This is a genomic window from Streptomyces sp. NPDC002536 (genome assembly GCF_053594995.1).
In genome coordinates this window covers 38,845-62,447 of the sequence record NZ_JBSFWU010000011.1, presented here as the reverse complement: position 1 = coordinate 62,447, position 23,603 = coordinate 38,845, and the positions used below count along the sequence as shown (strand labels likewise).

General features: G+C 72.4%; 19 protein-coding genes. 12 read left to right on the top strand and 7 right to left on the bottom strand.

Going from position 1 to position 23,603, the window contains the following annotated elements; all coding sequences use genetic code 11:
* Positions 1–17 precede the first annotated feature (17 nt).
* The 3 genes from ACWD4B_RS06625 to ACWD4B_RS06615 all read right to left on the bottom strand — a co-directional run bounded on the left by ACWD4B_RS06625 (position 18) and on the right by ACWD4B_RS06615 (position 4,229).
* Positions 18–1,340, bottom strand: a complete 1,323-nt coding sequence (locus tag ACWD4B_RS06625) for a cation:proton antiporter (protein ID WP_451419739.1) — start codon at positions 1,338–1,340, stop codon at positions 18–20.
* A 123-nt stretch (positions 1,341–1,463) separates the two neighbouring features.
* Complete coding sequence (locus ACWD4B_RS06620) at positions 1,464–3,209, bottom strand: chloride channel protein (protein WP_451419738.1); 1,746 nt, start codon at positions 3,207–3,209, stop codon at positions 1,464–1,466.
* A 162-nt stretch (positions 3,210–3,371) separates the two neighbouring features.
* Complete coding sequence (locus ACWD4B_RS06615) at positions 3,372–4,229, bottom strand: geranyl diphosphate 2-C-methyltransferase (RefSeq protein WP_336415588.1); 858 nt, start codon at positions 4,227–4,229, stop codon at positions 3,372–3,374.
* A 323-nt stretch (positions 4,230–4,552) separates the two neighbouring features.
* Here ACWD4B_RS06615 and ACWD4B_RS06610 point away from each other — a divergent pair, with 323 nt between their 5' ends.
* From ACWD4B_RS06610 to ACWD4B_RS06585, 6 genes are all read left to right on the top strand, one after another.
* Positions 4,553–5,116 carry a PadR family transcriptional regulator gene (locus ACWD4B_RS06610; protein WP_451419737.1) on the top strand — a complete coding sequence of 188 codons (564 nt, stop codon included), beginning with the start codon at positions 4,553–4,555 and terminating at the stop codon, positions 5,114–5,116.
* A 46-nt stretch (positions 5,117–5,162) separates the two neighbouring features.
* Positions 5,163–6,884, top strand: a complete 1,722-nt coding sequence (locus ACWD4B_RS06605) for an acyl-CoA dehydrogenase family protein (protein WP_451419736.1) — start codon at positions 5,163–5,165, stop codon at positions 6,882–6,884.
* Positions 6,885–7,192: 308 nt separating this feature from the next.
* A complete protein-coding gene (locus ACWD4B_RS06600; RefSeq protein WP_451419735.1) occupies positions 7,193–7,870 on the top strand; it encodes a LuxR C-terminal-related transcriptional regulator in 678 nt (225 codons plus the stop codon).
* Between the two features lie 60 nt (positions 7,871–7,930).
* A complete protein-coding gene (locus tag ACWD4B_RS06595; RefSeq protein ID WP_451419734.1) occupies positions 7,931–9,010 on the top strand; it encodes an iron-siderophore ABC transporter substrate-binding protein in 1,080 nt (359 codons plus the stop codon).
* Positions 9,007–10,020, top strand: a complete 1,014-nt coding sequence (locus tag ACWD4B_RS06590; RefSeq protein WP_451419733.1) for a FecCD family ABC transporter permease — start codon at positions 9,007–9,009, stop codon at positions 10,018–10,020. Before ACWD4B_RS06595 ends, ACWD4B_RS06590 begins: the two co-directional genes overlap by 4 nt.
* On the top strand, positions 10,017–11,102 hold the full coding sequence (locus tag ACWD4B_RS06585) for a FecCD family ABC transporter permease (RefSeq protein ID WP_451419732.1): 1,086 nt from the start codon (positions 10,017–10,019) through the stop codon (positions 11,100–11,102). The genes ACWD4B_RS06590 and ACWD4B_RS06585 overlap by 4 nt, the downstream gene beginning before the upstream one ends.
* Here the strand turns inward: ACWD4B_RS06585 and ACWD4B_RS06580 are convergent.
* Positions 11,032–12,432, bottom strand: a complete 1,401-nt coding sequence (locus ACWD4B_RS06580) for a cytochrome P450 (RefSeq protein ID WP_451419731.1) — start codon at positions 12,430–12,432, stop codon at positions 11,032–11,034. The two genes, ACWD4B_RS06585 and ACWD4B_RS06580, sit on opposite strands and share 71 nt — an antisense overlap.
* Positions 12,433–12,810: 378 nt before the next feature.
* On the opposite strand from ACWD4B_RS06580, the gene ACWD4B_RS06575 reads away from it, so the two are divergent.
* Positions 12,811–14,337: a neocarzinostatin apoprotein domain-containing protein gene (locus ACWD4B_RS06575; protein WP_451419730.1), complete on the top strand. Its 1,527-nt coding sequence runs from the start codon at positions 12,811–12,813 to the stop codon at positions 14,335–14,337.
* Here ACWD4B_RS06575 and ACWD4B_RS06570 read toward each other — a convergent pair.
* Positions 14,330–15,637: an MFS transporter gene (locus ACWD4B_RS06570; protein WP_451419729.1), complete on the bottom strand. Its 1,308-nt coding sequence runs from the start codon at positions 15,635–15,637 to the stop codon at positions 14,330–14,332. The genes ACWD4B_RS06575 and ACWD4B_RS06570 overlap by 8 nt on opposite strands.
* 130 nt (positions 15,638–15,767) lie before the next feature.
* Here ACWD4B_RS06570 and ACWD4B_RS06565 point away from each other — a divergent pair, with 130 nt between their 5' ends.
* Together ACWD4B_RS06565 and ACWD4B_RS06560 are read left to right on the top strand one after the other, a co-directional pair.
* The gene (locus ACWD4B_RS06565) at positions 15,768–16,931 is read left to right on the top strand and encodes a copper resistance D family protein (RefSeq protein ID WP_451419728.1); all 1,164 of its coding nucleotides are present in this window, start codon (positions 15,768–15,770) and stop codon (positions 16,929–16,931) included.
* 331 nt (positions 16,932–17,262) lie between these two features.
* Positions 17,263–18,573, top strand: coding sequence for a DUF2254 domain-containing protein (locus ACWD4B_RS06560; protein ID WP_451419727.1), 1,311 nt, complete (start codon positions 17,263–17,265; stop codon positions 18,571–18,573).
* Here the strand turns inward: ACWD4B_RS06560 and ACWD4B_RS06555 are convergent.
* On the bottom strand, positions 18,459–19,466 hold the full coding sequence (locus tag ACWD4B_RS06555) for a LysR family transcriptional regulator (RefSeq protein WP_451419726.1): 1,008 nt from the start codon (positions 19,464–19,466) through the stop codon (positions 18,459–18,461). The two genes, ACWD4B_RS06560 and ACWD4B_RS06555, sit on opposite strands and share 115 nt — an antisense overlap.
* Positions 19,467–19,694: 228 nt before the next feature.
* Here ACWD4B_RS06555 and ACWD4B_RS06550 point away from each other — a divergent pair, with 228 nt between their 5' ends.
* Both ACWD4B_RS06550 and ACWD4B_RS06545 read left to right on the top strand, forming a co-directional pair.
* Positions 19,695–20,243, top strand: coding sequence for a DUF6817 domain-containing protein (locus ACWD4B_RS06550; RefSeq protein WP_451419725.1), 549 nt, complete (start codon positions 19,695–19,697; stop codon positions 20,241–20,243).
* A 157-nt stretch (positions 20,244–20,400) separates the two neighbouring features.
* Positions 20,401–21,543: a hypothetical protein gene (locus tag ACWD4B_RS06545; protein ID WP_451419724.1), complete on the top strand. Its 1,143-nt coding sequence runs from the start codon at positions 20,401–20,403 to the stop codon at positions 21,541–21,543.
* A gap of 61 nt (positions 21,544–21,604) precedes the next feature.
* On the opposite strand, the gene ACWD4B_RS06540 is transcribed toward ACWD4B_RS06545, so the two are convergent.
* Positions 21,605–22,624, bottom strand: a complete 1,020-nt coding sequence (locus tag ACWD4B_RS06540) for an alcohol dehydrogenase (RefSeq protein WP_451419723.1) — start codon at positions 22,622–22,624, stop codon at positions 21,605–21,607.
* A 203-nt stretch (positions 22,625–22,827) separates the two neighbouring features.
* Here ACWD4B_RS06540 and ACWD4B_RS06535 point away from each other — a divergent pair, with 203 nt between their 5' ends.
* The gene (locus ACWD4B_RS06535; protein ID WP_451419722.1) at positions 22,828–23,556 is read left to right on the top strand and encodes a TetR/AcrR family transcriptional regulator; all 729 of its coding nucleotides are present in this window, start codon (positions 22,828–22,830) and stop codon (positions 23,554–23,556) included.
* Positions 23,557–23,603: the final 47 nt, after the last annotated feature.

The following is a 23,603-nucleotide window of genomic DNA, read 5'->3' as shown; positions in this document are numbered from 1 at the left end:
GCTGCCCGCTGCCGGGCTCAACCGCCCTGTTCCTCGCTCATTTCCAGGGCCGGGCGCTGCTGGGCGGGGATGGGGCCGGCGGGGCCCGGTCGGCCGGGCTCCCCGGTCAGGTGCCGTACCAGGGGGTTCACCAGAACCGTGGCCGTCAGCGCGGTCAGCAGCAGTGCGGTGAAGAGCCGGTCGTCGATGAAGCCCGCGTCACGGCCGAGGGTGAGCATGATGATCTCGCTCAGGCCCTTGGTGTTGACCAGGACGCCCAGGGTCGCCGCGTCCCGCCAGGAGTGGCGGAGGGCAAGGGAGGTGAGGGCGGCTCCGGCGAACTTGCCGCCCCAGGCCACGACCAGGAACGCGGCGAGGGCGAGTACGCCGTGCCGGCCGAGCCGGGTGACGTCGACGGTCAGTCCGGTGAGGGCGAAGAAGACGGGAACGAGCAGGGCGCCGGTGTGGTGCAGCGGGTTCTCGACGGCGTGGCGCAGGTCGGAGTCGAGGTCGCGGGGCATGACCAGCCCGAAGACGAAGGCGCCGATGACGGCGTGGATGCCCGCCCAGGCGGTGCACCACGAGGAGAGGAAGACGCCGCTGCTGACGACCAGGATCAGCATCAGGGGCCGTCCGCCGTGCAGTCGTTCGTGCAGTCGTTGGCGGGTCAGGAAGGCGTGGAGGGCCGGGCGTACGGCGAGCAGCATGACCAGTGCGTAGGTGGTGAGCCGGGCCAGGGTCAGGGCCAGGCGGTCGGTGCCCAGCCCCTGCGCGACGGTGATCAGGGCGATCATGGCGCACCAGGCGAGGACTTCGGTGATCGCTCCGCTTGCGATGGCGACGGCTCCGATGGGAGAGGCATGGAGGCGGTTCTCGCCCACGATGCGGATCAGTACGGACAGGGCGCTCATCGACAGCACGATCCCCAGGAACAGTGCGAAGAGCAGCGGGGAGCCGGACGAGCCGGTGAGTTCCGGTCGCACTGCCAGGAGGACGTAGGCCAGCGCCGTCGCGAGGGCGAACGGCACGGCCAGGGACGCGCCGGTGACGGCGAGGACGGAGCGGCCCCGTCCGCGCAGGGCCTGGAAGTCGAGTTCCCAGCCGGCGGCGAACATGAACAGGGCGATGCCCACCTGCGCGATCACCGACAGGTGCGAGCGGACCTCCTCCGGGAAGAGCGCGTCGGGCAGGTCGCCCGGCAGGAGACCGAGCACGCTCGGGCCGAGCAGGACCCCGGCTGCGATCTCGGCGACGACGGCCGGTTGCCGCAGCCGGGCCCGTACGGGAGTGAGCGCGACCCCGATGAGCAGGACGAGGGCGATGTCGGCCAGGACCACCGCGTCCAGTGAGGAACCCTTCACGGCCCTGTGCCTTCCTGGGAGTCGGGGGAGGAGCGCGAGCCAGGAAGACTGTAGGGGGCATTTACTCCGTTGTGTTCGGTATGTCCGGTGTTCCACCTGATCGAGGGATAAAGGGGGATGTCTTCACTTCGGTTCGAGTCCGCGCAGCGCGGCGTGCGGGGTGAGCCATCCGACGAGGCGGTCGCAGCCGGGGTCCAGCACGGGCACGGGGTCGCCCCGCGAGGACACCAGGGTGGCCACGGCGGCGTGCAGTGGCATGTCCGGGCCGACGTGCGCGGTGAGCGCGGCGATCTGGCCGGTGGTGGGCGGGGGTTCGAGGTCGTTGACGGGTTCCTCGGCCAGGGCCCGGGCGATCCGGCCGGCGTCGACGGTGCCCAGGAAGCGGCCGGAGGAGCCGACGACGGGCAGCACGCCGCACCCGGGCATGCCCAGCCGCCGTGCCGCCTCGGAGAGTTCGGTGGCCGCGGGAAGCGGGTCGGGCGGCCGCTCCATGACGGTGGCGACGCTCCTGCCGTCGAAGCGCGGCCGTGGCGCGGAACCGGTGATGTCGATGCCGCGGCGGCGGAGCCCGAGCGTGTAGACGGTGTCGCGGCCCAGTAACCGGCTGGTGAGGGTCGCGACCACGACCGCGAGCATCAACGGCAGGACCACGGTGTACTCGGCGGTCAGCTCGAAGAGGACGACGGCTGCGGTGATGGGCGCGCGGGAGGCCCCGGCGAAGACCGCGCCCATGCCGACCAGTGCGTAGGCACCGGCGGTTCCTCCGGCGCCGGGGAGGAGCCGGTGGACGGCCGCACCGTAGCCGGCGCCGAGCATGGCACCGATGAACAGGCTGGGCGCGAAGACGCCGCCCGATCCGCCGATGCCGATGGTGAGGCTCGCGGCGAGCATCTTGCCGACGAGCAACAGCAGCAGGAACGCCGAGAGATAGCCGCCGTGAAGGGCCTTCTCCACCACGGGGCCGCCCATGCCGTACATCTCCGGCAGCGCCAGCAGCAGCGCTCCCAGCAGCAGTCCGCCGACGGCCGGGCGCAGCCACTGCGGCCCGCGCCAGAGGCGGTCGCAGGCGCCCTCCACCAGGCACAGCACGCGGGTGAAGCCCGCCCCGGCCGCTCCGGCCGCCACACCGAGGAGGGCGAAGAGCGGGAACTGCACGAGGTGGTCGACGTGGAAGAGCGGGAGGGCGAGGAAGGCGGTGGTGCCGAAGGCCGCGCGGCCGATCACGTCGGCGGTGACGCTCGCGAGGGTCACGGCGGCGAACGCTTCGAGGGTGAAGTCCCGCAGGACCAGTTCCATCGCGAAGAACACCCCGGCCAGGGGCGTGTTGAAGGTGGCGGCGATGCCGCCGGCCGCGCCGCAGGCCGTGAGCAGCCGCATCCGGTGCCCGTCCGCCCGGGTCACCCGCCCGACGGCGGAGCCGAGAGCGGAGGCGAGTTGGACAACGGGCCCTTCCCGGCCGAGGGAGCCGCCGGAGCCGATGCACAGCGCGGAGGCGAGAGCCCCGACCGCGCCGGCCCGGGGGTCGATCCGCCCGCCGCGCCGGGCGACGGCGAGCATGACCTCGGCGACGCCGTGGCCGCGGGCCTCCTTGGCACAGCGGCCGGCCAGGGGCCCGTAGAGCAGGCCGCCGACGACGGGTGCCAGGAGCGCGAAGTACGGGCCCAGCCACGGCACATGGCCGTTGGCGGTACCGCCTGCGGCGGTGTAATCGGCGTGGCCGGAGAACAGCCGGGTGAAGGCCGTGATCAGCAGGCGGAGGGCGATTGCGCCGAGCCCTGCTCCCGCGCCGACCGACAGGGCCAGGACGCCCAGCGTCCAGGGTGTCCCGCGGGATATGCCGCCGGGGTCGGTTGTCGGTGTGCCGTTCATGGGCAAGTCCCCTTTCCGCCGAGCATTTTGCGGCAGCCGAAGGGGGCAGGAGAGGGGTGGTGAAGAGGCGGGCAGAGGGGGCGTGGCCGGGTTCGTACGCCCCGCAGGGGAGACGGGAGCCCCCCGGCCGTGGCCGGCCGAGGGGCTCGCGCGCCGGCCGGGTCAGACCCGGTCGGCGGCGATGAGCAGGTACTGGAAGCTGCCGTCCTTGTACGCGCTGAGGAAGGCCTTCTCGATGCCTGTGGCCAGCGGCGACTGGGCGCGCAGCTCCCAGTACGGGATGGTGGCCTCGGTGAGGTCCACCACGGCGGCCGGGACGAGGCGGTTGCGCGCCATCTCCTTGAAGTAGCTGCTGCGCGGGTGGATGTCACAGATGTAGTGGGCGTTGATCTCGCTCACGGCCCGGGACGGCAGCCCGTAGGTGTCGTTGTAGCAACCGGTGATGGTCACGTACCGCCCGCCGTGCCGCAGCATGCGGGCGTACTCCGGGAACAGCTGGGAGAGGTCCACGTACATGGTGCTCTCGTTGTTCCAGATCGCCCGGAAGCGCCCCGACTCGAAGCCGGTGTCCAGCATGTTCTTCAGGTGGAAGCGCACTTTGTCCGCCACACCGCGCTTCTCCGCCTGCTCGTTGGCGAAGGCCACCTGGGTCTCGGAGATGGACACGCCGTCGACGTGGCAGCCGAACCGCTTGTTGGCGACGAGGCTGCCGCCGCCGCGGCCCGAGCCGGAGTCGAGCAGCCGGTCGTCGGAGGTGACGTTCCCCAGGTGGTTCAGCAACAGGTCCGCCTGGGCGCACTCCAGGCGGTGCAGCTCGGCGGTGACCCGCTCGTCCCGCGTCTCCTCCGGCCCCTCCAGCACGGACCAGTCGGCGTCGCCGATCCCGTAGTGGTGGTGGTAGATGCCGTCCACCTCGCCGAGGCGGAGGTTGACGGGGTTCTTCTCGCGGTTCCAGTACTCGGCGACGGACCGCTGATAGGCACTGGCGAGAACCGGGGCGTAGGTGTCCTGGACGGTCAACGTGTGTCCTCTTTCTGATCAGGATCGGGGATTCACTGGGTCGGTGTGCCGTGGTACCGGGAGCTGGTGGCGTGCCACTCCTTCGCTACGCCTGCGGTCGTCGCGAACGCTCAGGCCGGGCAGCAGCCTGGCGGACCCGGGGGCGTCGGCACAGCAAGAACGGCGCACGTTCATCCGTACGTAGGTGTGTGTGTTTATCGCTGCGTTCCGCGGTGCAGGTACGCCGGAAGCGCCGGAAGGCGCTCGCCCTGTGTGCGTGAGCCGCGTCTCACCGTGGCGGCACCCTCTTGCCTATGAAACGAGTTGCATAGAGGATCCGCGGTATGGCGCTCGAGCACGCGATCCTCGTCTCCCTGCTGGAAAAACCGGGTTCCGGCTATGAGCTGGCCCGGCGGTTCGACCGGTCGATCGGCTACTTCTGGACCGCCACCCACCAGCAGATCTACCGCGTCCTGAAGCGGATGGAGAGCGACGGCTGGGTCGAGGCCCGCGAGGTGGCGCAACAGGGCAGACCGGATAAAAAGCACTATGCGGTGGCCGCCGCCGGGCGGGCTGCCCTCTCCGCGTGGCTGCACGAGCCCATCGAGCCCGAGAGCGTCCGCCACGACCTCGCCGTGAAGATCCGCGGGGCGGCCTTCGGAGACCTGTCGGCCCTCCTGTACGAGGTCGAGCGGTACCGGCAGGTGCACTCCGAGCGGCTGGCGCACTACCTCGCCGGAGAAGTGCGCGACTTCACCGGACCCGACGCCCCCGCCGCGCCGGACACCATGCAGGAACTGCAGCACGTCGTGCTCCGCGGCGGCATCGCGTACGAGCGGATGACGCTCGCCTGGCTCGACGACGTGCTCGCCACCCTCCACCGGATCCGTGAACGCACGGGCTCCTGAGCCCTACCCACCCCCGACCCCGAGCCGGAAAGGCGAACAGACAGCCATGGCCGACCCGCTTCTCTTCAACCCGCGCACCTACGACCCGGCGCACTTCGACCCGGAGACCCGCAGGCTGCTGCGCGCCACCGTCGACTGGTTCGAGACCCGCGGCAAGCGAAAGCTGATCGAGGACTACCGCTCCCGCGCCTGGCTGGCGGACTTCCTCGCCTTCTCGGCCAAGGAAGGCCTGTTCGCGACGTTCCTCACCCCCGCCGCGGCCGCCCCCGGCCACGCGGACAAGCGCTGGGACACCGCCCGTATCGCCGCCCTCAACGAGATATTCGGCTTCTACGGCCTCGACTACTGGTACGCGTGGCAGGTCACCATCCTCGGCCTCGGCCCGGTCTGGCAGAGCGACAACGCAGCCGCCCGCGCCCGCGCCGCCGAACTGCTCGACCAGGGCGAGGTGTTCGCCTTCGGCCTGTCGGAGAAGACCCACGGCGCCGACATCTACTCCACCGACATGCTGCTCGAACCCGACGGCGAGGGCGGTTTCACGGCCACCGGGTCCAAGTACTACATCGGCAACGGCAACGCCGCCGGCCTCGTCTCCGTCTTCGGCCGCCGCACCGACGTCGAGGGCCCCGACGGCTACGTCTTCTTCGCCGCCGACAGCCGCCACGAGGCGTACCACCTGGTGAAGAACGTGGTCGACTCCTCGAAGTACGTCAGCGAATTCCGCCTCGAGAACTACCCCGTCGCCCCCGGCGACGTCCTGCACACCGGGCGCGCCGCGTTCGACGCCGCCCTGAACACCGTCAACGTCGGCAAGTTCAACCTGTGCACCGCCTCCGTCGGCATCTGCGAGCACGCGATGTACGAGGCCGTCACCCACGCGCACAACCGCATCCTCTACGGCCGTCCCGTCACCGCCTTCCCGCACGTGCGCCGTGAGCTGACCGACGCGTACGTCCGCCTCGTCGGCATGAAGCTGTTCAGCGACCGCGCCGTCGACTACTTCCGCACCGCCGGCCCCGACGACCGCCGTTACCTGCTCTTCAACCCCATGACGAAGATGAAGGTGACCACCGAGGGCGAGAAGGTCATCGACCTCATGTGGGACGTCATCGCGGCCAAGGGCTTCGAGAAGGACACCTACTTCGCCCAGGCCGCCGGCGAGATCCGCGGCCTGCCGAAGCTGGAGGGCACGGTCCACGTCAACCTCGCGCTCATCCTGAAGTTCATGGGCAACCACCTGCTGGCCCCCGTCGCGTACCCGTCCGTGCCGACGCGGCTCGACGCGGCCGACGACGCCTTCCTCTTCCGGCAGGGACCGGCCCGCGGCCTGGGCTCGGTGCGCTTCCACGACTGGCGCCCCGCCTACGACGGCTACGCCCACCTGCCCAACGTCGCCCGCTTCCGCGAACAGGCCGACGCCCTGTGCACGTTCGTCACCACGGCCGCGCCCGACGAGCAGCAAAGCCGCGACCTCGACCTGCTCCTGGCCGTCGGCCAGCTCTTCGCCCTGGTCGTGCACGGCCAGCTGATCCTGGAGCAGGCCGCCCTGACCGGGGCCGAGGAGGACGTCCTCGACGAGCTGTTCGCCGTCCTCGTCCGCGACTTCTCCTCCTACGCCGTCGAGCTGCACGGCAAGGACTCCGCCACACAGGAGCAGCAGGCCTGGGCCCTCGGCGCGGTCCGCCGCCCGGTCGTCGACGCCGCCCGCTCGGCACGCGTGTGGGAGCGCGTCGAGGCGCTGTCCGGCGCGTACGAGATGGCGCCGTAAGCGCGCTGCTCCACGAATGATGGGGCCCGCGACCGCGACGAGCGGTCGCGGGCCTTTGTGCATCTGCTGTGCATCCGCGCGTGCGCGGAGGGTGAGTCAAAGGGCGCAGGGGCGTGCCATGGGTGGCGTAAAACCGTTGGTTCTGGCCTGACTTCGACCGTACCGAACCCCGTCGGGGCCGCTACCTGCTGTAAACCGAACCTTTGATGCGGAGCCGCAGTCTTAAGTGCCCACGAGGGGGCGGTCGTTGACCGCCCGAGCGGTAGTTAACTAGCCTTCCAAACAGTTTCACCCTCCACAGTAAATTCATGAAGGGGAACTCCCTCTTGTCGAATGCAGCGCTCATTGCCCTTGATCCGGTGCGCCCCGCGGCTCGCGACAACTCTTTCGATCAGGCGGGCCTGTGCATGGCGAGTCTCGATTCGGGTCTGACCATTCAGCAGGCGAATCAGGAATTCTTCCGGCAGTTCAACGGCTCGTCCGAGGAACTGTGCGGCCGCAGTTTCCGCGATGTGGTGCACCCGAGTGTCCGGCAGCCGCTGATGCGGCAGTTCTCGCATCTGCTGGAAGGAAAGCACCAGCGTTTCGTCAGTCCTGTCATCGCCGTCGGGCCCGGTGAGGAATCGGCCTTCACCGTCCCCCTCACCGCGGTCGCCGTGCGCGGCGGCCTGCCCGGCACGACCGCGATCCTGGTCATGATGCCCACGTCCCGCGAGGCGGAGGAGCCGCGCGTGGTCACCAACCGGAAGAAGATTCTTTCCGAGATGGACGCCCGCATCCTCGAAGGGATCGCCGCCGGCGTCTCCACCATTCCCCTGGCCTCGCGCCTCTACCTGAGCCGGCAGGGCGTCGAGTACCACGTGACCTGCCTGATGCGGAAGTTGAAGGTGCCCAACCGCGCCGCGCTGGTCTCCCGCGCCTACTCCATGGGCGTGCTCAAGGTCGGCATCTGGCCGCCCGAGGTCGTGGAGGACTTCGTGAAGTGACGGAGGCCCGTGTGCATACCCCCGCAAACCGATCCACTAAGGTAAGGCTTACCTTTGTAAGTGATCGGAGCTGTTGTGCGCACGTTGGGGTTGAGGGCCGTACTGGCCGTGTCCGTCGTCGGCGGTCTGCTGGCCGGCTGTTCGTCCGGTTCGGGGGCGAGCAGTGGTGCACCGAAGAGCGAGCGCCCCGCCGCCGGCACCAGGAACCACGTGGCCGGCGCCTCGCAAGGGCCGTCCGCCGCCCCGAGCGCCCTGGCCGACGGGATGGGCTCGGACGCCGCGAAGGACGGACAGTTCCCGCGCACCGTCAGCCACTACCGGGGCAAGACCCGGCTCGACGCCGCACCCACGCGCATCGCCGTCATCAGTACGGGACAACTGGACGACCTGCTCTCCCTGGGCGTCGTCCCCGCCGCCTCCACCCGCGCCCAGAACGCCGGACTCGTCCCCGGCTACCTCCGGGACGCCTTCCCACAGTACGGGGAGGAGCTCGCCGGGATGGCCGACGCCGGGACGCGGACCGCCCCCAACCTGGAGTCCCTGGCCGCCGTCAAGCCGGACCTGATCCTGGTCAACGACACGCTCGGCGACCTCTACCCGAAGCTGTCGAAGATCGCGCCCACCGTCGTGACCAAGGGCCAGGGCATCAACTGGAAGCGTGACCTGCTCCTGGTCGGCGCCGCCGTCGGCAAGGGCGAACAGGCGCAGAAGCTCCTGGCGGACATCACCGAGGACGCCGCGACGCGCGGCAGGAAGCTCGGCGGCGCGGGGACGACGGTCTCCATGGTGCGCTTCACACCCGACCGCACACGCATGTTCGGCGTGTCGTCCTTCACCGGCTCCATCGCCGCCGACATGGGACTCGGACGCCCCAAGTCACAGCGGTTCACGGCGATTTCGCAGGACATCGGCGCCGAGAGCATCGACGTGGCCGACGGGGACTGGATCTTCTACTCGGTGCAGGGGAAGGAGGCGAAGACCGAGGCCGGGAGCGTGCTCGCCGGGCCGCTGTGGCAGTCGCTGAAGGCTGTCAAGGCCGGGCACGCCGTCCGCGTCGACGACGACCCCTGGTACCTCAACGCCGGTCCCGCCGCCGCGCGCCTGGTCGTCAGCGAACTCGCCGGGAAGCTCGGCGCGTGACCGCACGGACCGCGACGCCTCGCGCCGTCGGCTGGACCGCCGTCGCCCTCGTCCTCGTCGCCGCGGCCGCCGCCCTCAGCCTCGCCGTCGGCACCCGGCCCGTCCCGCTGCCGTCCGTCCTCGACGCCCTGCTGTCCGGCGGGAGTTCCGCGGACCCCGACGCGCTGGTGGTGCGGTCGCTGCGGCTGCCGCGCACGGAGACCGGGCTCGCGGCCGGGGCCGCGCTCGGGATCGCCGGCACCGCGCTGCAGGCCGTCAGCCGCAACCCGCTCGCCGACCCGGGCATCCTCGGGCTCAGCCAGGGCGCGGCGGCCGGGGTGGTGCTGGCCATCGCCCTGGGACTGGTCAACGGCTTCGGCGGCTACGTCTGGTACGCCTTCGCCGGTGCCTGCGCCGCCGCATGCGTCGTGTACGCGATCGCCTCCCGCGGCCGCGGCGGGGCCACCCCCGTCAAGCTGGCGCTGGCCGGGACGGCCTGCGCGGCGATGACGACCGGGGCCACCACCGTGGTACTGACGTCGAGTTCGGCGGCCCTCGACCAGTTCCGGTTCTGGCAGGTGGGCTCGCTGAGCGGGCGCGACGCGCAGACCGTCCTCCGCATGCTGCCGTTCCTCGTCGGGGGCGCCCTGCTGGTGCTGGCCTGCGCACGCAGCCTCGACGCGCTGGCCCTCGGCGACGACACCGCCCGCGCCCTCGGCCACCGCGTCCGGCTCGTCCGGGCCTGCGCGGCACTCGGCGCGACCGTGCTCACCGCCGCCGCGGTCGCCGCCGCGGGCCCGATCGCGTTCGTGGGCCTCGCCGTCCCGCACCTGGCCCGCCGCCTCGTCGGAGGCACCCACAGCCGGCTGCTCCCGCTCTCGGCCCTCCTCGGCGCGGCGCTGCTGCTCGCGGCGGACGTGGCCGGCCGGGTGGTACGGGCGCCGGGGGAGGTCCCGGCCGGGGTGATGACGGCGCTGGTCGGAGCGCCCGTGCTGATCGTTCTCGTACGCCGCAAGGGGATACCGACGTGACCACCACGACCACGGCGAGGTCGTACCCCCGCTCGGCCGGACTGTCCGTCCTGCGCCTGCCCGGCGGCCGGCGACGACCCGTCTCCCTTCTCGTGCACCGCCGTTCGGCGGCCGTGGCGGGCGTGCTGCTGGCCGTGCTCGCCGCCGTCATGCTCGCCTCGGCCTGCCTGGGGCAGACCGTGGTGACGCCGTACGACGTCTGGCACGTCGTCCGCGGCGGCGCCGGCCCGTACACGCTCGTGGTCGGCGAACTGCGGGTGCCGCGCATCGTGCTCGGGGCGCTCGTCGGCGCCGCGCTCGGGACCGCCGGGGCGCTCGTGCAGAGCGTGACGCGCAATCCGCTCGCCAGCCCCGACGTCATCGGCGTCGGACACGGTGCGGCGGCCGCGACCGTACTCGCCCTGGCCACCGGGACCGTGGCCTCGCCCGGTGCCCTGCCCGCCGTGTCCGTGGCGGGCGGCCTGGCCGCCGCAGGCCTGGTCTACGCCCTGGCCTGGCGGCGCGGGATGCAGCCGAGCCGGTTCGTGCTCGCCGGTGTCGGCATCGGCGTGGCGCTCTCCGCCGTCGTCCACCTCTACCTCACCGAATCCGAACTGGACGCCGCCGAGCAGGTCAAGCTGTGGCTCACCGGCAGCCTCAACGGGCGCGGCTGGGCCCAGGCCGGCCCGCTCGGGTGCGTCCTGCTGCTGTGCCTGCCCGGCCTGCTGTGGGCGGGCCGCGTGCTGCGGCCGCTCGCCCTGGACCCGGACACCGCGGCCGCGCTCGGCGTCCGGGTCCGGCGGGCCCAGCTGGGCCTGACCGTCCTCGGCGTCGTCCTCGCGGCGAGCGCCACGGGCGCGGCCGGCCCGCTCGGCTTCGTCGCCCTCACCAGCCCCCAACTGGCCAGGCGCGTCGCCCGCACCCCCCAACTGCCCCTGCTGTGCTCCGCGTTGACGGGCGCGGTCGTCGTGGTCGCCGCCGACCTTGCGGCCCGTACGCTGCTCACCCCGCTGGAGATCCCGGTGGGAGCGCTCACGGCGCTGGTCGGCGGGCCCTATCTGCTGTGGCTGCTGGGACGGTCGGGGCGGCCCCGCCGGGCGTGACCCGACCCGGGGCCCGCGGGCTCACGACCATGCGGATGTCCTCGGCCGCCCACAGCACGAACCGTTCGACCGGGGTCACCTCGTGCCCGGGGACCGGCCGGAACCGGAAGCGCTTGAGGAGGACGGCCAGGACCAGCTCCGCCCCGACCATCGCCAGGCCGGCGCCCTCGCAGCTGCGCGGTCCGAGGCCGAAGGGGACGTAGGCCAGCCGAGGCCGCCCGGCCACCGCTTCCGGCGTGAACCGCTCGGGCACGAACTCCCCGGGCTCGGGCCAGTACCGAGGGTTCATGTGGACGGCCCAGAAGGGGTAGAAGACCGTCGCCCCGGCCGGGATCTCGTAGTCGCCCACGACGAGGGCCTCGGTCGTCTCCCGCGCCCCGTACGGGCCGGGCGGGAAGAGCCGCATCGACTCCTTGAGGGCCATGTCGAGCCGGGTGAGGCGGCGCAGGTCCGCGTAGGCGGGCGCGGCGCGGTCGCCGAGCACGCGGTCCAGCTCGTCGCCGATGCGTTCGGCCTCCTCCGCATGCCGGGCCAGCAGATGCAGGGTCCACGAGACGGCGACCCCGGTCGTGTGATGGGCGGCCAGCATCGCCATCATCACGGTGTCGCGGATCCGCGCCGGCCGTTCACCGGCCTCGACGAGCGCCCCGATCAGACCGCTCCGGTCCGTGCGGCCGCCGGAGCGGTGCGCCGCGACCACCCGGTCGACCATGGCGCGCAGGTGGGCGAGGGCCTTCTCGGCCCGCTCGGCGCGTTCCTCCTGCTGCGGGCCCGGGACCGGCACCTGGTAGAGCCGCCCCAGGTGTTCGGTCAGCACCTCCTCGAACGCGGTGACGGCGCCGTCCGGGTCCGCGGTCTCGCCTCCCAGCGCGTACGCACAGATCATCCGCAGCGACAGCGCGGTGAGGTCCTTCTGCAGCTCGACGGGCTCACCGCCCGCCGCCCGCTCGGCCCAGCGGTCCGCGAGCTCCGTCGCCAGCTCGGTGAACCGTCCGAAGTGCCGCTCGTGGGAAGGGCGTCCGGCCAGCACCGACAGCAACAGGCGCCGCAGCGGGGTGTGTTCGTCGGCCGGCAACACCTGGATGTTGCCCACCTCGAACAGCGGGTCCAGGAAGGCGAAGAGCCGCTCCGGCCGCTTGTCGAGGTGCGCCGTGGCCTCCAGCAGCACGGGATCGGCGACCGAGACGGCCGTCTCCGCGCCCGGGAGCTGGAACCGCACGACGGGCCCGTACTCGGCATGCAGCTGCAACTGGTAGGTGTGCAGTCCGCCCGCTGCCGCGACGGCACCGACTCCGCCGTCCGCACAGGGCTCGGGACCAGGGATGTCCACGACCGTTCCTCCTCACCGAGCCTCACCACAGCGTCACCACACTCCGGGGACGAGCCGCCGCCTGCGGGCCGCAAACGCGTGGTACTCCTCGCCCAGCGCATCGGCCGCCGCCCACGCCCCGGCCGTGGCGATCAAGGCCATGCTCACGGGGCGGTGCATCGTGCTCGCCTCCGGCCCTCGGTCCGTGATTCAAGCATCGCACCGGGCGGACGCAGCGGGGCACCGGCACGTCGGGACCGGGCTGCCGCTGGCCGAAAATGCGGCCTGGCAGCAGGCATGGTGCGCGATGAGGATGCTGCACGGCCGGATGTGGCCCATCGGAAGGGCGGGGAACGGATGCAGATACGGCGAAGAGGGTTGCGCACGGGGCGGGTTGGGGTGGTCGTACGCGGCGCGGTCGCGATGGCGCTCGCCTGCACCGGGGCCGCGGCGGTCCCTGCGACGGCATCGGCCGCACCTGCCGGGGCCGGGTCCGGGTCCGTCGCGGCCGCGTGCGGTGCGGACACCGGTGCCCAGGGCCTGGCGAGCACCGCCGTCCCCGGCAGCCTGGTGTCCGTGGACCGCGCGGACGGCCGGATCGCGCAGTTCCAGCTCTTCTACGACACCACGGCGACCGGGCAACTGCCCTTCGTCTGGCACCGCGAACAGGACGAGCCCGGTGGCGCGTACGGGTCCTGGCAGCGGGTGAGCGCCGCGACCGTGGGTCCCAAGAGCTACGCCGTCACGGCGGTCGAGAACTCGGCGGGCAACCTGGAGCTGCTGTTCTCCACCTACGGTTCGTTCTGCCACGCGGTGGAGGACGACAGCGAGGGCGGCTGGAGCACACCGGATGCCTTCGGCCTCTCGCCGGCGCCGTACCACGGCGGAGCCGTGCTGTTCAAGGAGCGGGACGGCAGCATCGACGCCTTCGCCTCGGGGGCGCGGACCGGCGTCGCGATGCAGCTGCGGCACCAGCAGAGCGCGGACGCCGGCTGGGGTCCGGTCCAGGACATGGGCAAGGTCCCGGACCCGAACGTGGGCCTGGGCCAGCCGACCACGGTGGAGCAACTACCCGACGGCAGGATCCACTTGACGGCACGCGAGTGGAACAGGGACCGCACGTGGGAGGTCCAGCAGTCGGCACCGGGCGGCGACTGGGGCGCGTGGCAGCTGGTCTCCCCGGGAACGGCCCGGGGAACGGCGAAGTCCCCGAGGGCCGTTGGTGTCCCCGGCCCACAGCTGCAGGTGAACCGCACCACCGCCCTCCTGGACGGCGACATCCTCAACTTCACGATCGCGGGCGGCCCGCCCAAGGACCGCGTCTGGGTCAAGCAGTGCGGCCCCTCGGCATCCGTGACCACCTGTGACGACGCCACCGGCCGCCAGTTCCGCGTGTACCCGGACGGCACTTACAGGGCGACGCCGAAGAAGACGTACGCCCAACTGACCACCAAGACGGGGAACGTCGACTGCCGCACGGCACCGGCCGACAACCCGTGCACCCTGGCCCTCACCGACAACTCCGGGGCGCTGCTCACGACCGTCCCGCTGCGCTACCGACCGAACGGCCGCCTGGAGGCACCGCCCACCCTGGATGCGGACCCGGACGACGGCCTGGTGGACGGCCAGTCGGTGCACGCGACGGGCAGCGGCTACGAACCGCAGTTCCACGCGCTGGTCATGGAGTGCGCAGCCGGCTCCGCCGACACCCTGGGCTGCCGCCCCCGCAGCAGGCCGCCGGCGACGACCGACGAGGGCCGGATCGACGAGACGGTCACCCTGTCGGCGACGTTCACCAGCATCGACAACCGCACCGTCGACTGCCGCACCGAAGGCGCCTGCGAGCTGGTGGTCTTCGGCACCCGGGTCCACGGACCGGAGTCCGTCCGCCACCCGCTGAGCTTCGAACCGGCGGACATCAGCTGACCGACGCCTGCTCCGGTGCCGGTATGTCGCGGAGCCGGCGCAGCGGGGAGAACACCACGAACAGCGAGGCGCTCCACATGCCGAGCGCACACACCCACAGCGTCGGCCTCAGCCCTGCCGTCGCGCCGAGCACGCCGCCGAACAGCGAACCGAGCGGGATGACCCCGTAGGAGATCCACAGGTAGACGGCGCTCACCCGGCTCTGCAGCACAGGCGGACAGACCGTCTGCCGGTAGGAGATCGCCGCCGTGTTGAACAGGACGGCATTGGCCGACAGGGCGGTCAGGCCGATCCCGTACAGGGCAAGTCCCCAGCCGGGCTGCGCCAAGGGCATCAGGAAGTACAGCGGGCCGGGCACCAGCATGGAGACCCAGACGATCCGTGCGGTGCCCACCCGGGCGGCGATGCGAGGGGCGAGTGCGCCGGTGAGCAGGCCGCCCACGGAGCCCAGGCTGAACACCAGCCCCACGGCCGCCGCGGGCGCACGCAGTTCGCGCAGTATGAAGGTGACCGCGATCGACGAGGTGGCGATCACGAAGAAGTTGGAGACGCTGGTGCAGAGGAGGAGCCGGCGCAGGATGGTGCGTCGGCGGACGAAGGCCAGCCCCTCGCCCATGGCCGCTTTGAAGGATGCGAAGGAGACGCGTTGCGCGGCGCCTGGCTCGTCGGCCGCGGAGGCGGGGACGCGGATCAGGCCGAGCGTCAGCGCGCTGAGGGCGTAGGTCAGGACGTTCGCGAACAGGGCGCGCGAGGAGCCGGCCAGACCGACCAGCGTGCCGCCCACGGCGGGCCCGGCCAGCTCCGCGAGCGACTCGCACATGCCCAGCTTGCCGTTGCCCTCGATCAGTTGGGAGCCGTGCACCAGTTTCGGCAGCTGGCTGCGGTAGGCGACCGTGAACAGCACGGTCAGTGTGCCGGAGAGGCCGACGACCGTGTACAGGTACGGCAGGCTCAGCCGGCCCGTCAGGCCTGCGAGGGGGGCCGACGCGATCAGCAGCATGCGGGCCACGTCGCAGCCGATCATGATCCTGCGCTGGTCGTACCAGTCGGCGATGACGCCCGCCGGCAGCGAGAAGACCAGGTAGGGGAGCCAGCCGACGAAGCTCAGCAGCGAGACCTCGAAGGTGCCGGCGTGCAGCACCTTGAGGGCGAGGAGCGGCAGGGTGACCATGGCCACCTGCGGTCCGAGCGTTCCCGCTCCCTGGCCGCACCACAGCAGCATGAAGTTCCTGTTGCGCCACAGCGATTCCCCGGATCCCGCCGTGACATCCCGCTGCTGCGGTGGCGCCTCCTGCCTCACGGCTCTTTCCCCTCCCCGTGTTCCGGTGATCGTCGTGATCATCCGCAGGAAGGTAGCGCCGCCGCCCGGCCGCGGTCGAAGGGATTTCGCCGGTCACCCGCGAGGTTGATGTTAGGTTAGCCTCACCTTCATGAATTTCGTGCACCTCGCCGCGTCCACGGCCTACGCCACCCCGCCTCTCTGGCGGATCCTGACCAAATCCGGCTATTTCGTGGGACTGTGCGGTGCCGTCGGCTTCACCGTGACGTACGCGGCGGCGATACGCCCGGCGCTGCGCGCGCCGGACAGCGAACGCGGTGACGTCGAGGCCCTGCGCCGGCGCGCGGCGGTGTCCCTGGCCTGGGCCGGAGTGGTGCTGCTGGTCGCGGGCTACTTCCAGCTCGCGGCCCGGGTGGCCCGCGCCGGCAAGGGCATACCGTTCGGCGACGCGCTCGCGCCGGGACGGATCTGGGACTTCCTGCGCGCACCGGCGGCGCACGGCGCGTGGGTGCCGCAGGGCACGATCTACCTGGTCCAGAACGTCGTGCTCGTCCTGGCCTCCGCCGCCCTCGTCGCGCTGTTCAGCCCAGGTGCACGCCGCCATCTGAACACCCTTGCGCTGACCGCCCTGCCGCTCTCGGCCGCGGTGACGCTCGTCGCCGCCGTACCGGCCACCGCTCCCGCGAACGCGGACCGTGTGCTCGACCTCGTCTTCGACCAGGTCCACATCGTCAGCGGCACGGTGTGGACCGGGGGCCTGGTCCTGCTCGTCGCCCTCGCCGGCGTCCGCCGCCGACTGGGCGGGAACGCCGGGCTGCTGTGGGCGGACATCTGGCGGCGCTTCAGCCTCGTCGCCCTGGTCTGCGTCGGTGCGGTGCTGACGTCCGGCCTGTGGATCTCGTGGAAGCACGTGGGCGGCATCGGGCAGCTGTGGACGACGACCTACGGCCTCTTCCTGCTCGTCAAGACCCTGCTGGTGCTCGGCATGGTCGCGGCCGGCGGCGTCAACCAGTTCTGGCTGATGCCGCGCATCGCCCGGGCCCGCCGGGCCGATGCGACGGCCCCGCTCCTGCACCTGACACTGCGGCACTTCCCGAAGGTCGTCTGGGCCGAGGTCGCCCTCGGGGCCGGCGTCCTGGCCGTCGTCCCCTTCCTGAGCGGTTCGGCGCGCCAGCCCGGCAGCCCGGCGCCCGTCGCGACCGGCAGCGTCTTCGCCGTCGGTGCCCTGCTCGTGCTCACCCTTGTTGCTTCGCTCTGCATGACCGCCAAGGCCTCCGACGTCCTCTCCCGGCGTGAGGTCGCGGCCGCGGCCTGACCCGACGCCGGGCCGGGCCGCCGCGTCACGGCGCGGGCGCGTACGGCAGGGTGCGGACGTGCTCGTGGGCGAGGCCGGCGAAGGCGCGGGTGCTCGCCGGCCGAGGTCGTATTTCGAACTGGGCACCTTCTACGAGGAGTTCGCCATGAGCTGGGACGAGCGCCGGATGCCCATGCACTACGGACGGCGAACGCCGCGTCGTCGGCCCCCCGCCACCGCCTGAGCATCCCGTTGGGCCGTCCGGTCGAGGCACGCGCGCGGCGGCCGGGCGGTGCGGGGAAGCTTGCCGCAGGGGCAGCAGTCACGCGGTGGGAGGTCGACGATGCGGCCGGTGCGACGGGGGGCCAGGGCCGCGGCGCTCGGGGAGTACCTGCGCGGTGCGCTGTGGGTCCTGCCGGGGGCGGCTGCGGCGCTGGCCCTGGTGGCGGGCAGCCTGCTCTCGCGCGTGCGGATCCCGCCGGGCTCGGTGTTCCGGCCGCTGGCGTTCGCCGGTACCGCGGACGACGCCCGCCAGGTGCTGATCACGATCGCCTCGACCATCGTGACCGTGATCGCGCTGGTCCTCGGCCTGACGATCGTCACCCTCCAGCTGGCCTCGACGCAGTTCTCCCCCCGGCTGCTGCGCAACTTCCTGCGCGACCGTCCCAACCAGGTGGTGCTCGCCACCTTCGTCGCCACGTTCGCCTACAGCACCGCCGGGCTCTACACCGTCCGTGCCGTCGGCGGCGCGGACTTCCCCCGGCTCGCCGTCTCCGGGGCGATCGCGCTGATCTTCCTCAGCCTCGGGATGCTGGTGTTCTTCGTGCACCACATCGTGCACTCGATCAAGATCGACACGATCATGACCTCGGTCGCCGAGGCCGCCGGCCGCGCGGTGCGGGCCTACACCCCCGAGGGTCCCGGCACCGACCGCGCGGGGCCGGTCCCGCCTCCGGGAGCGCTCGCGCTGGCCGCCACGCGCTCCGGCTACGTGCAGACCGTCCAGCCCGCCCTGCTGCTGGAGGCGGCGGCGGGGCAGGACGCCGTGGTGGCGATCGTCCCGCGGGTGGGCGACCACATCGTGGCCGGGACGGCGCCCCTGGCCCTGGTCTGGTCGCGTCGGGGCGGGCCGCCGGCCGACGCTCCTGCGCTGGCCCGCGCGGTGCACCATGCCGTGCAGATCGGCACCGAGCGCACACTGCAGCAGGACGTCATGTTCGGCCTCCGCCAACTCGTCGACATCGCACTGCGCGCCCTGTCACCCGCGGTCAACGACCCGTACACCGGCGTCCAGACGCTCGACCGGCTCTCGGTGCTCGTCGACGCACTGGGCAGGCGCACCCTCGGCGACGACATCAGGACGGACGGGGCGGGCGTGGTCAGGGCGGCCGTCGCCGGTCCCGCCTTCGCCGACTACCTCGACCTCGCGTGCGGCCAGATCCGCCGGTACGGCGCCGGCGAACCCGCCGTGTGCCTGGCGCTGTTGCGTCTGCTGACGACGGCCGCCGCCTCCGTCACCGACGCCCGCCGCCGGGCCGCCGTCACGGATCAGGCCCGGCTCGTCCTGGCCGCCGCCGAGTCCCGCATCGCCCAGCCCGACGACCGGTCGGCGGTCCGCGAACTCGGCGCCCGGCTCATGTCGCTGCAGGCATCCGCCCCGTGAGGGGCGCCCTTCCTGCTGTCGCCGACCATGCCGGCGAAGGCCCGGGCCAGCGGAGGGAGTGCGTCCCAGCGGCGCACCGCCCAGCCGACGGAGAGCGGCGGCAGCGCGGGGACGGGCACGAGGCGCAGCGGAGTGTCGCCGCCGGAGGCGGGCAGGCCCGGCAGGGCGGGCACCACCGCGTGCCCCAGGCCCAGTTCGGCGAGCAACAGGGCGGTGTCCCAGTCGGCGACACTGGTGTCCGAACCGGCCCGGACGCCGAGTTCGGCGAAGGCCGCGTCCAGGTGGGCGCCGGAGACGGAGTGCGGCGGCAGCCGCACGAGCGGGACGCCGTTGAGGTGCGCGGGATCGATGTGCGGGCGGTCCGCGAGTGGGTCACCGCTCCGTACCGCGAGCACCCAGGGCAGGTCGAGGACGGGCCGCTGCTCGATCCCGCGCACCGGTTCGCCGATGGTGATCCAGGCCAGGTCGAGGTCCCCGGAGAGCAGGGCGTCGAAGCAGCGGCGGCCGGAGCTCTCGATCCGGAACTCCAGGCTCACCCCGGGGTACTGCCGGCGGAAGGCGACGACGGCATCGGCCATGAAGTGCCGTACGGTCGTGCCGCCGGTGGCGATGCGCACCGCGCCGCTCTCCCCGTTCACCAGGTCCCCGATGCGGCGCAGCGCGACGTCGAGCCCTGCGAGCCCGTCGGCGGCGGCCTCGCACAGGATGCGTCCCGCCGCCGTGGGCACGACGCCGCGCGGCCGGCGCTCCAGCAGGCTCACGCCGGTCTCCCGTTCCAGGCGCTTGACGTGCTGGCTCACCGCCGACTGCGTACAGGTCAGTTCACGGGCCACGGCACTGAGGCTGCCGGCCCGGCACACGGCGACGAACACCCGAAGATCATCCAGAGTCACGAAACCCAAGCTACGCCTTGGGTCCCGGCCAGCAATTCCCAGGATTGACTGGACACTCGGGCGGCACGAGGATCGTCGCAGGGCCCAGGCGGCAACCCGCTCGGCGCCTTCGCACGAATCCGGATCGGGCGAAGGCGGCGGGCGGGTGCCGACCGCTCCTTGCCGCTCCTTGCAATCCTTGCCACTTCTTGCCGCTCCTTGCCGCTCCTTGCCGAAAGGACATGGCGCGTGTCCGCTCCTCCTGCCTCAACCGACCAGGCCGTCACCCTCCTTCGCCGGCTCGGGGCCGACAGCGTCGCCCACCCCGGCGGCACCCTCCTGGCCCACCTCCGGCGCGTGCAGGCCCGGCTGGCCGCGTGGAACGCCCGCCCCGCCCTGCAACTGGCAGGCCTGTGCCATGCGGTGTACGGCACCGACGGCTTCCCCACGCCCCTGCTCCCGCCGGCGCGGCGTGCGGACCTTGCGGCGGTGATCGGCGTCGAGGCCGAAGGCGTCGTGTACGTGTACGCCGCGTGCGACCGGAAGCTCACCTACCCGGCCCTCGGCCAGGACACCGCCTTCCATGACCGGTTCAGCGGCCGTGCCCGCGTCCTGGAACCCCAGGCGCAACGGGACTTCGCCGAGCTGTCCGCCGCCAACGAACTCGACATCGCCCAGGCCGACCCGGCCTTCCGCGACACATGGGGTCCCGAACTGCTGGTGCTGTTCGCCCGGTTGAAGGATCTGTTGAGCGCCGACGCCTGGCGCGATTGCCGTGCTCTGCTCGCGGGGTCGTGAGATTCGTCGTCGGTCGCCGTCCATCAGAGGTTTCGAGCCCGCCTCGTCACTTGGACGGGTGAAGCTGTCCCGATTGTCATCTGATGGTCGTGGCGCGCCGCTTTCATGGATATGTCGATGAGGCTGCGCGTATCAGGGGGGCCGCTTGGATCGCCGTATGTTTCAGAGCCGACTGCTCGCACTGGGCGGTCTGACCGCGGCCGGGGCGCTGCTCGGGGTGCCGGAAGGGGAAGCCGCCGGTCCGGGGCCTCATGGGGTGCCGTGCCGGCGGTCGTTGACGGAGTACGGGCTGCCGTCCGCCGAGGAGACGCACGAGATCGTCAAAGTGCCGGGCAGGCCGATGGCGTTGGTGTCCCAGATGTCCAACAGCCGCCTGGTCAAGCTGCGTCTGGACCCGCGCACCGAGCAGGTGACGGGCATCAGGGCGTTCGCGCTGGGGCCCTCGCATGCGATGCTGCACGGGCTGGCGGTCTCGTCGCGCCACCCCGGGAGGATCTGGGCCACGCACGAGGGCGGGAACCGGCTGCTCCTGGTGGACCCACGGCCGGACGCACTCGACGACGCGCCGCGCATCGAGAGGGAGATCGCCGTTCCCGGCGGCGGCCACGGACCGCACTACATCAGCGAGTACGGCGACATGCTGTGGGTGACGCTGAAGGAGAGCAATCAGGTGCTCGCCCTGGACCACACCCGTCCGGGCCGCCACCGGCTCTTCGAGGCGCGGCCCCAGCCCATCTTCGCCGCGCAGCATCCGGTCAGCGGGGACTTCTACGTCAGCCAGGACGGCGCGAGCACGGTGCTGCGGATCGACCCGCGCAGCGGACGCACGGTACAGATTCCCGTCCCGGCGGATCAGGGCAGCACGCCGGTCGGCCTGGTCGGCGGACCCGGCGGCGTGTGGGTGGTGCTGCTCGGCACGGCGCAGGCGGGGACGGGCACCTTCGGCCGCATCGGTGCGGACGGCCGGATCGCCTGGCACCGGCTGCGCGATCCGCGGGGACATGCGGCGGGGTTGCTGCATCTGGCGTTCGACCCGCCGGGCTCGCGGCGTGAACGGGAGCCCGGCGTCTGGCTGCTGGGGTCGTCCATCGTCTCCGACACCGCACAGGACATTGTCGTCCGGGTGCGGTTCGACCCGTCGTGGACGCGGATCGTCGGGGAGGAGTACGCGGCGCTGCCGACGCAGCGGTGCAAGGCGCACCGTCTGCTGCCGCTGGAGAACAGCGTGTTCGTCACCGAGCTGACCACGGCCACGGTGGCGCAGTTGATTGGTTCCGGGGTCTCCGGCGTGTGCCGCTGAGGTTCCGCGGGTGCGCATGGCGACCGCCGGGGCCCGCGGCTGCGGGCCCCGGTGCGGGCGTTCACTTGCCGGTGGTGAGGACCATGCGGAAGCGGGCGTCGCCGTTGAGCATCCGCTCGAACGCGGCGCCGGTCTCCTCCAGCGGCATCGTCTCGATCATGGGACGCACGCCGCTGAGGGCGGTGAAGGCCATGGTCTCCTCCACGTCCTGGGCGGTGCCGGAGGGGTGGCCGTGGACGGTGCGGCTGCCCATGATCAGTTGGAGCGGGCTGATGGCCAGCGGCTCGGGGGTGGCGCCGATGACGACCAGTTCGCCGCGGTGGGCGAGGCCGTCGACGGTCGCGGACATCGCGGCGGAGCTGGCCGCCGTGGCCAGCACCACCTTCGCGCCGCCCAGGGCCTGGAGGGCCTCGGCCACGTCGGTCGCGGTGCTGTCGATGTAGTGGCGGGCGCCGAGCTTGTGGGCGAGGTCCTTCTTGTCGGCGCCGCGGGCGATGGCGACGGTGTCGTGGCCGAGCGCGGTCGCGTACTGGACGCCGAGGTGGCCCAGCCCGCCCAGGCCGAGCACGGCGACGAGGTCGCCGGGGCGGGCGGCGGAGTGCCGCAGGGCGTTGAAGGTGGTCACTCCCGCGCAGCCCAGGGGAGCGGCCTCGACCGCGGAGAGCTCGTCGGGGATGCGTGCGAGCGCGCTCACGGGGGCGACCATGGCCTCGGCGTAGCCGCCGGGGTAGGCCCAGCCGGGCACCTGCAGGTTGGCGCAGTCGATGAAGTCGCCTTCCCGGCACGGGCGGCAGTGGCCGCAGTGGCCGCCGAACCAGCCGACCGCCACCCGGTCGCCGGCCTGCCAGCCGGTCACGCCCTCGCCCAGGGCGTCGATGCGCCCGGCCACCTCGTGGCCGGTGACCAGGGGGAACCCGACGCCGGGGAAGGCGTTGTGGACGAAGGCGGCATCGGTGTGGCACACGCCGCACGCCTCGACGGTGATGCGGACATGGCCGGGGCCGGGCTGGGGCAGCTCGCGCTCGACGATCTCGAACTTTCCGCCCGGGGAGCTCACCTGGGCAACACGCATGGACGTCATGGCAGAGGTCTCTTTCCTCGATGAAGCACTCGATGGAGCACTCGATGAAGCGCTGGGAGAAGGCCGGGCCGCTGTGGGCCGGGCGGGGACAGGGGCGAGCGGCGCCCGCTGTGCCATCAACGGTACACCCATTTGTGTAGCGTCGCTATATCGCGGGACGGGTTTCTTTACCGGTCCACCCCGGCCCCCTATATCGTTGCTATATGACCGCCAGTCCCCGAGAACGCATCCTCCAGGCCGCCGCCCGGCTGCTCGCCGCCTCCGGCGGGGCCCCCGTGTCCACCCGCGCGGTCTGCGAGGCCGCCGGTGTCGGGGCCCCGACGCTCTACCACCACTTCGGCGACAAGCAGGGCCTCTTCGACGCCGTCGTCGCCCACGGCTTCGAGCAGTACCTGGCCGGGAAGAAGGCCGCCGGATCCACCGGGGACCCGGTCGAGGACCTGCGGCGCGGCTGGGACGCCCACGTCGGGTTCGGCCGCACCCATCCCGCCTTCTACGCGCTCATGTACGGCACCCCGCGCCCCGGCCCGCCCCCGGCCGCCGCCCGGGAGGCCCACGGCGCCCTGCTCGAACTGTGCCGCCGCATCGCCCTCGCCGGACGGCTGCGGACCGCCCCGGAACTGGCCGCGCAGATGGTGCTCGCCGCCAACACGGGCGTCACCCTGTCCCTGATCGCCGGCCCCGACCCCGCCCCCGACGCCGAACGGCTCTCCCACCGCACCCGCGACGCGATCATCGACGCCGTCACGACCGCGGAGACCGGCACCGCGGCCACCGGCACGGGCCCGCCCGACGCCGGACCGCACAGCGCCGCCGCCACCCTCGCCGCCGCGCTCGCCCACCGCGACGCGCCGGGACTGACCGCGAACGAGACGCTGCTGCTGCGCGACTGGCTGCGCCGCATCACCGACAACGGGGCTCCGGCCGGGTGAGGTCCGGCCGTGAGCCGACCGGGCAAGCTCCCGGTGGCGGGGCGGCA

Excerpts from the sequence above, each read along its gene's own strand:
- ACWD4B_RS06620 (WP_451419738.1), bottom strand. The coding sequence starts at position 3,209 with ATGAACGGCACACCGACAACCGACCCCGGCGGCATATCCCGCGGGACA.
- ACWD4B_RS06610 (WP_451419737.1), top strand. The coding sequence starts at position 4,553 with ATGGCGCTCGAGCACGCGATCCTCGTCTCCCTGCTGGAAAAACCGGGT.
- ACWD4B_RS06605 (WP_451419736.1), top strand. The coding sequence starts at position 5,163 with ATGGCCGACCCGCTTCTCTTCAACCCGCGCACCTACGACCCGGCGCAC.
- ACWD4B_RS06600 (WP_451419735.1), top strand. The coding sequence starts at position 7,193 with ATGAAGGGGAACTCCCTCTTGTCGAATGCAGCGCTCATTGCCCTTGAT.
- ACWD4B_RS06565 (WP_451419728.1), top strand. The coding sequence starts at position 15,768 with ATGAATTTCGTGCACCTCGCCGCGTCCACGGCCTACGCCACCCCGCCT.
- ACWD4B_RS06545 (WP_451419724.1), top strand. The coding sequence starts at position 20,401 with ATGTTTCAGAGCCGACTGCTCGCACTGGGCGGTCTGACCGCGGCCGGG.
- ACWD4B_RS06540 (WP_451419723.1), bottom strand. The coding sequence starts at position 22,624 with ATGACGTCCATGCGTGTTGCCCAGGTGAGCTCCCCGGGCGGAAAGTTC.
- ACWD4B_RS06535 (WP_451419722.1), top strand. The coding sequence starts at position 22,828 with ATGACCGCCAGTCCCCGAGAACGCATCCTCCAGGCCGCCGCCCGGCTG.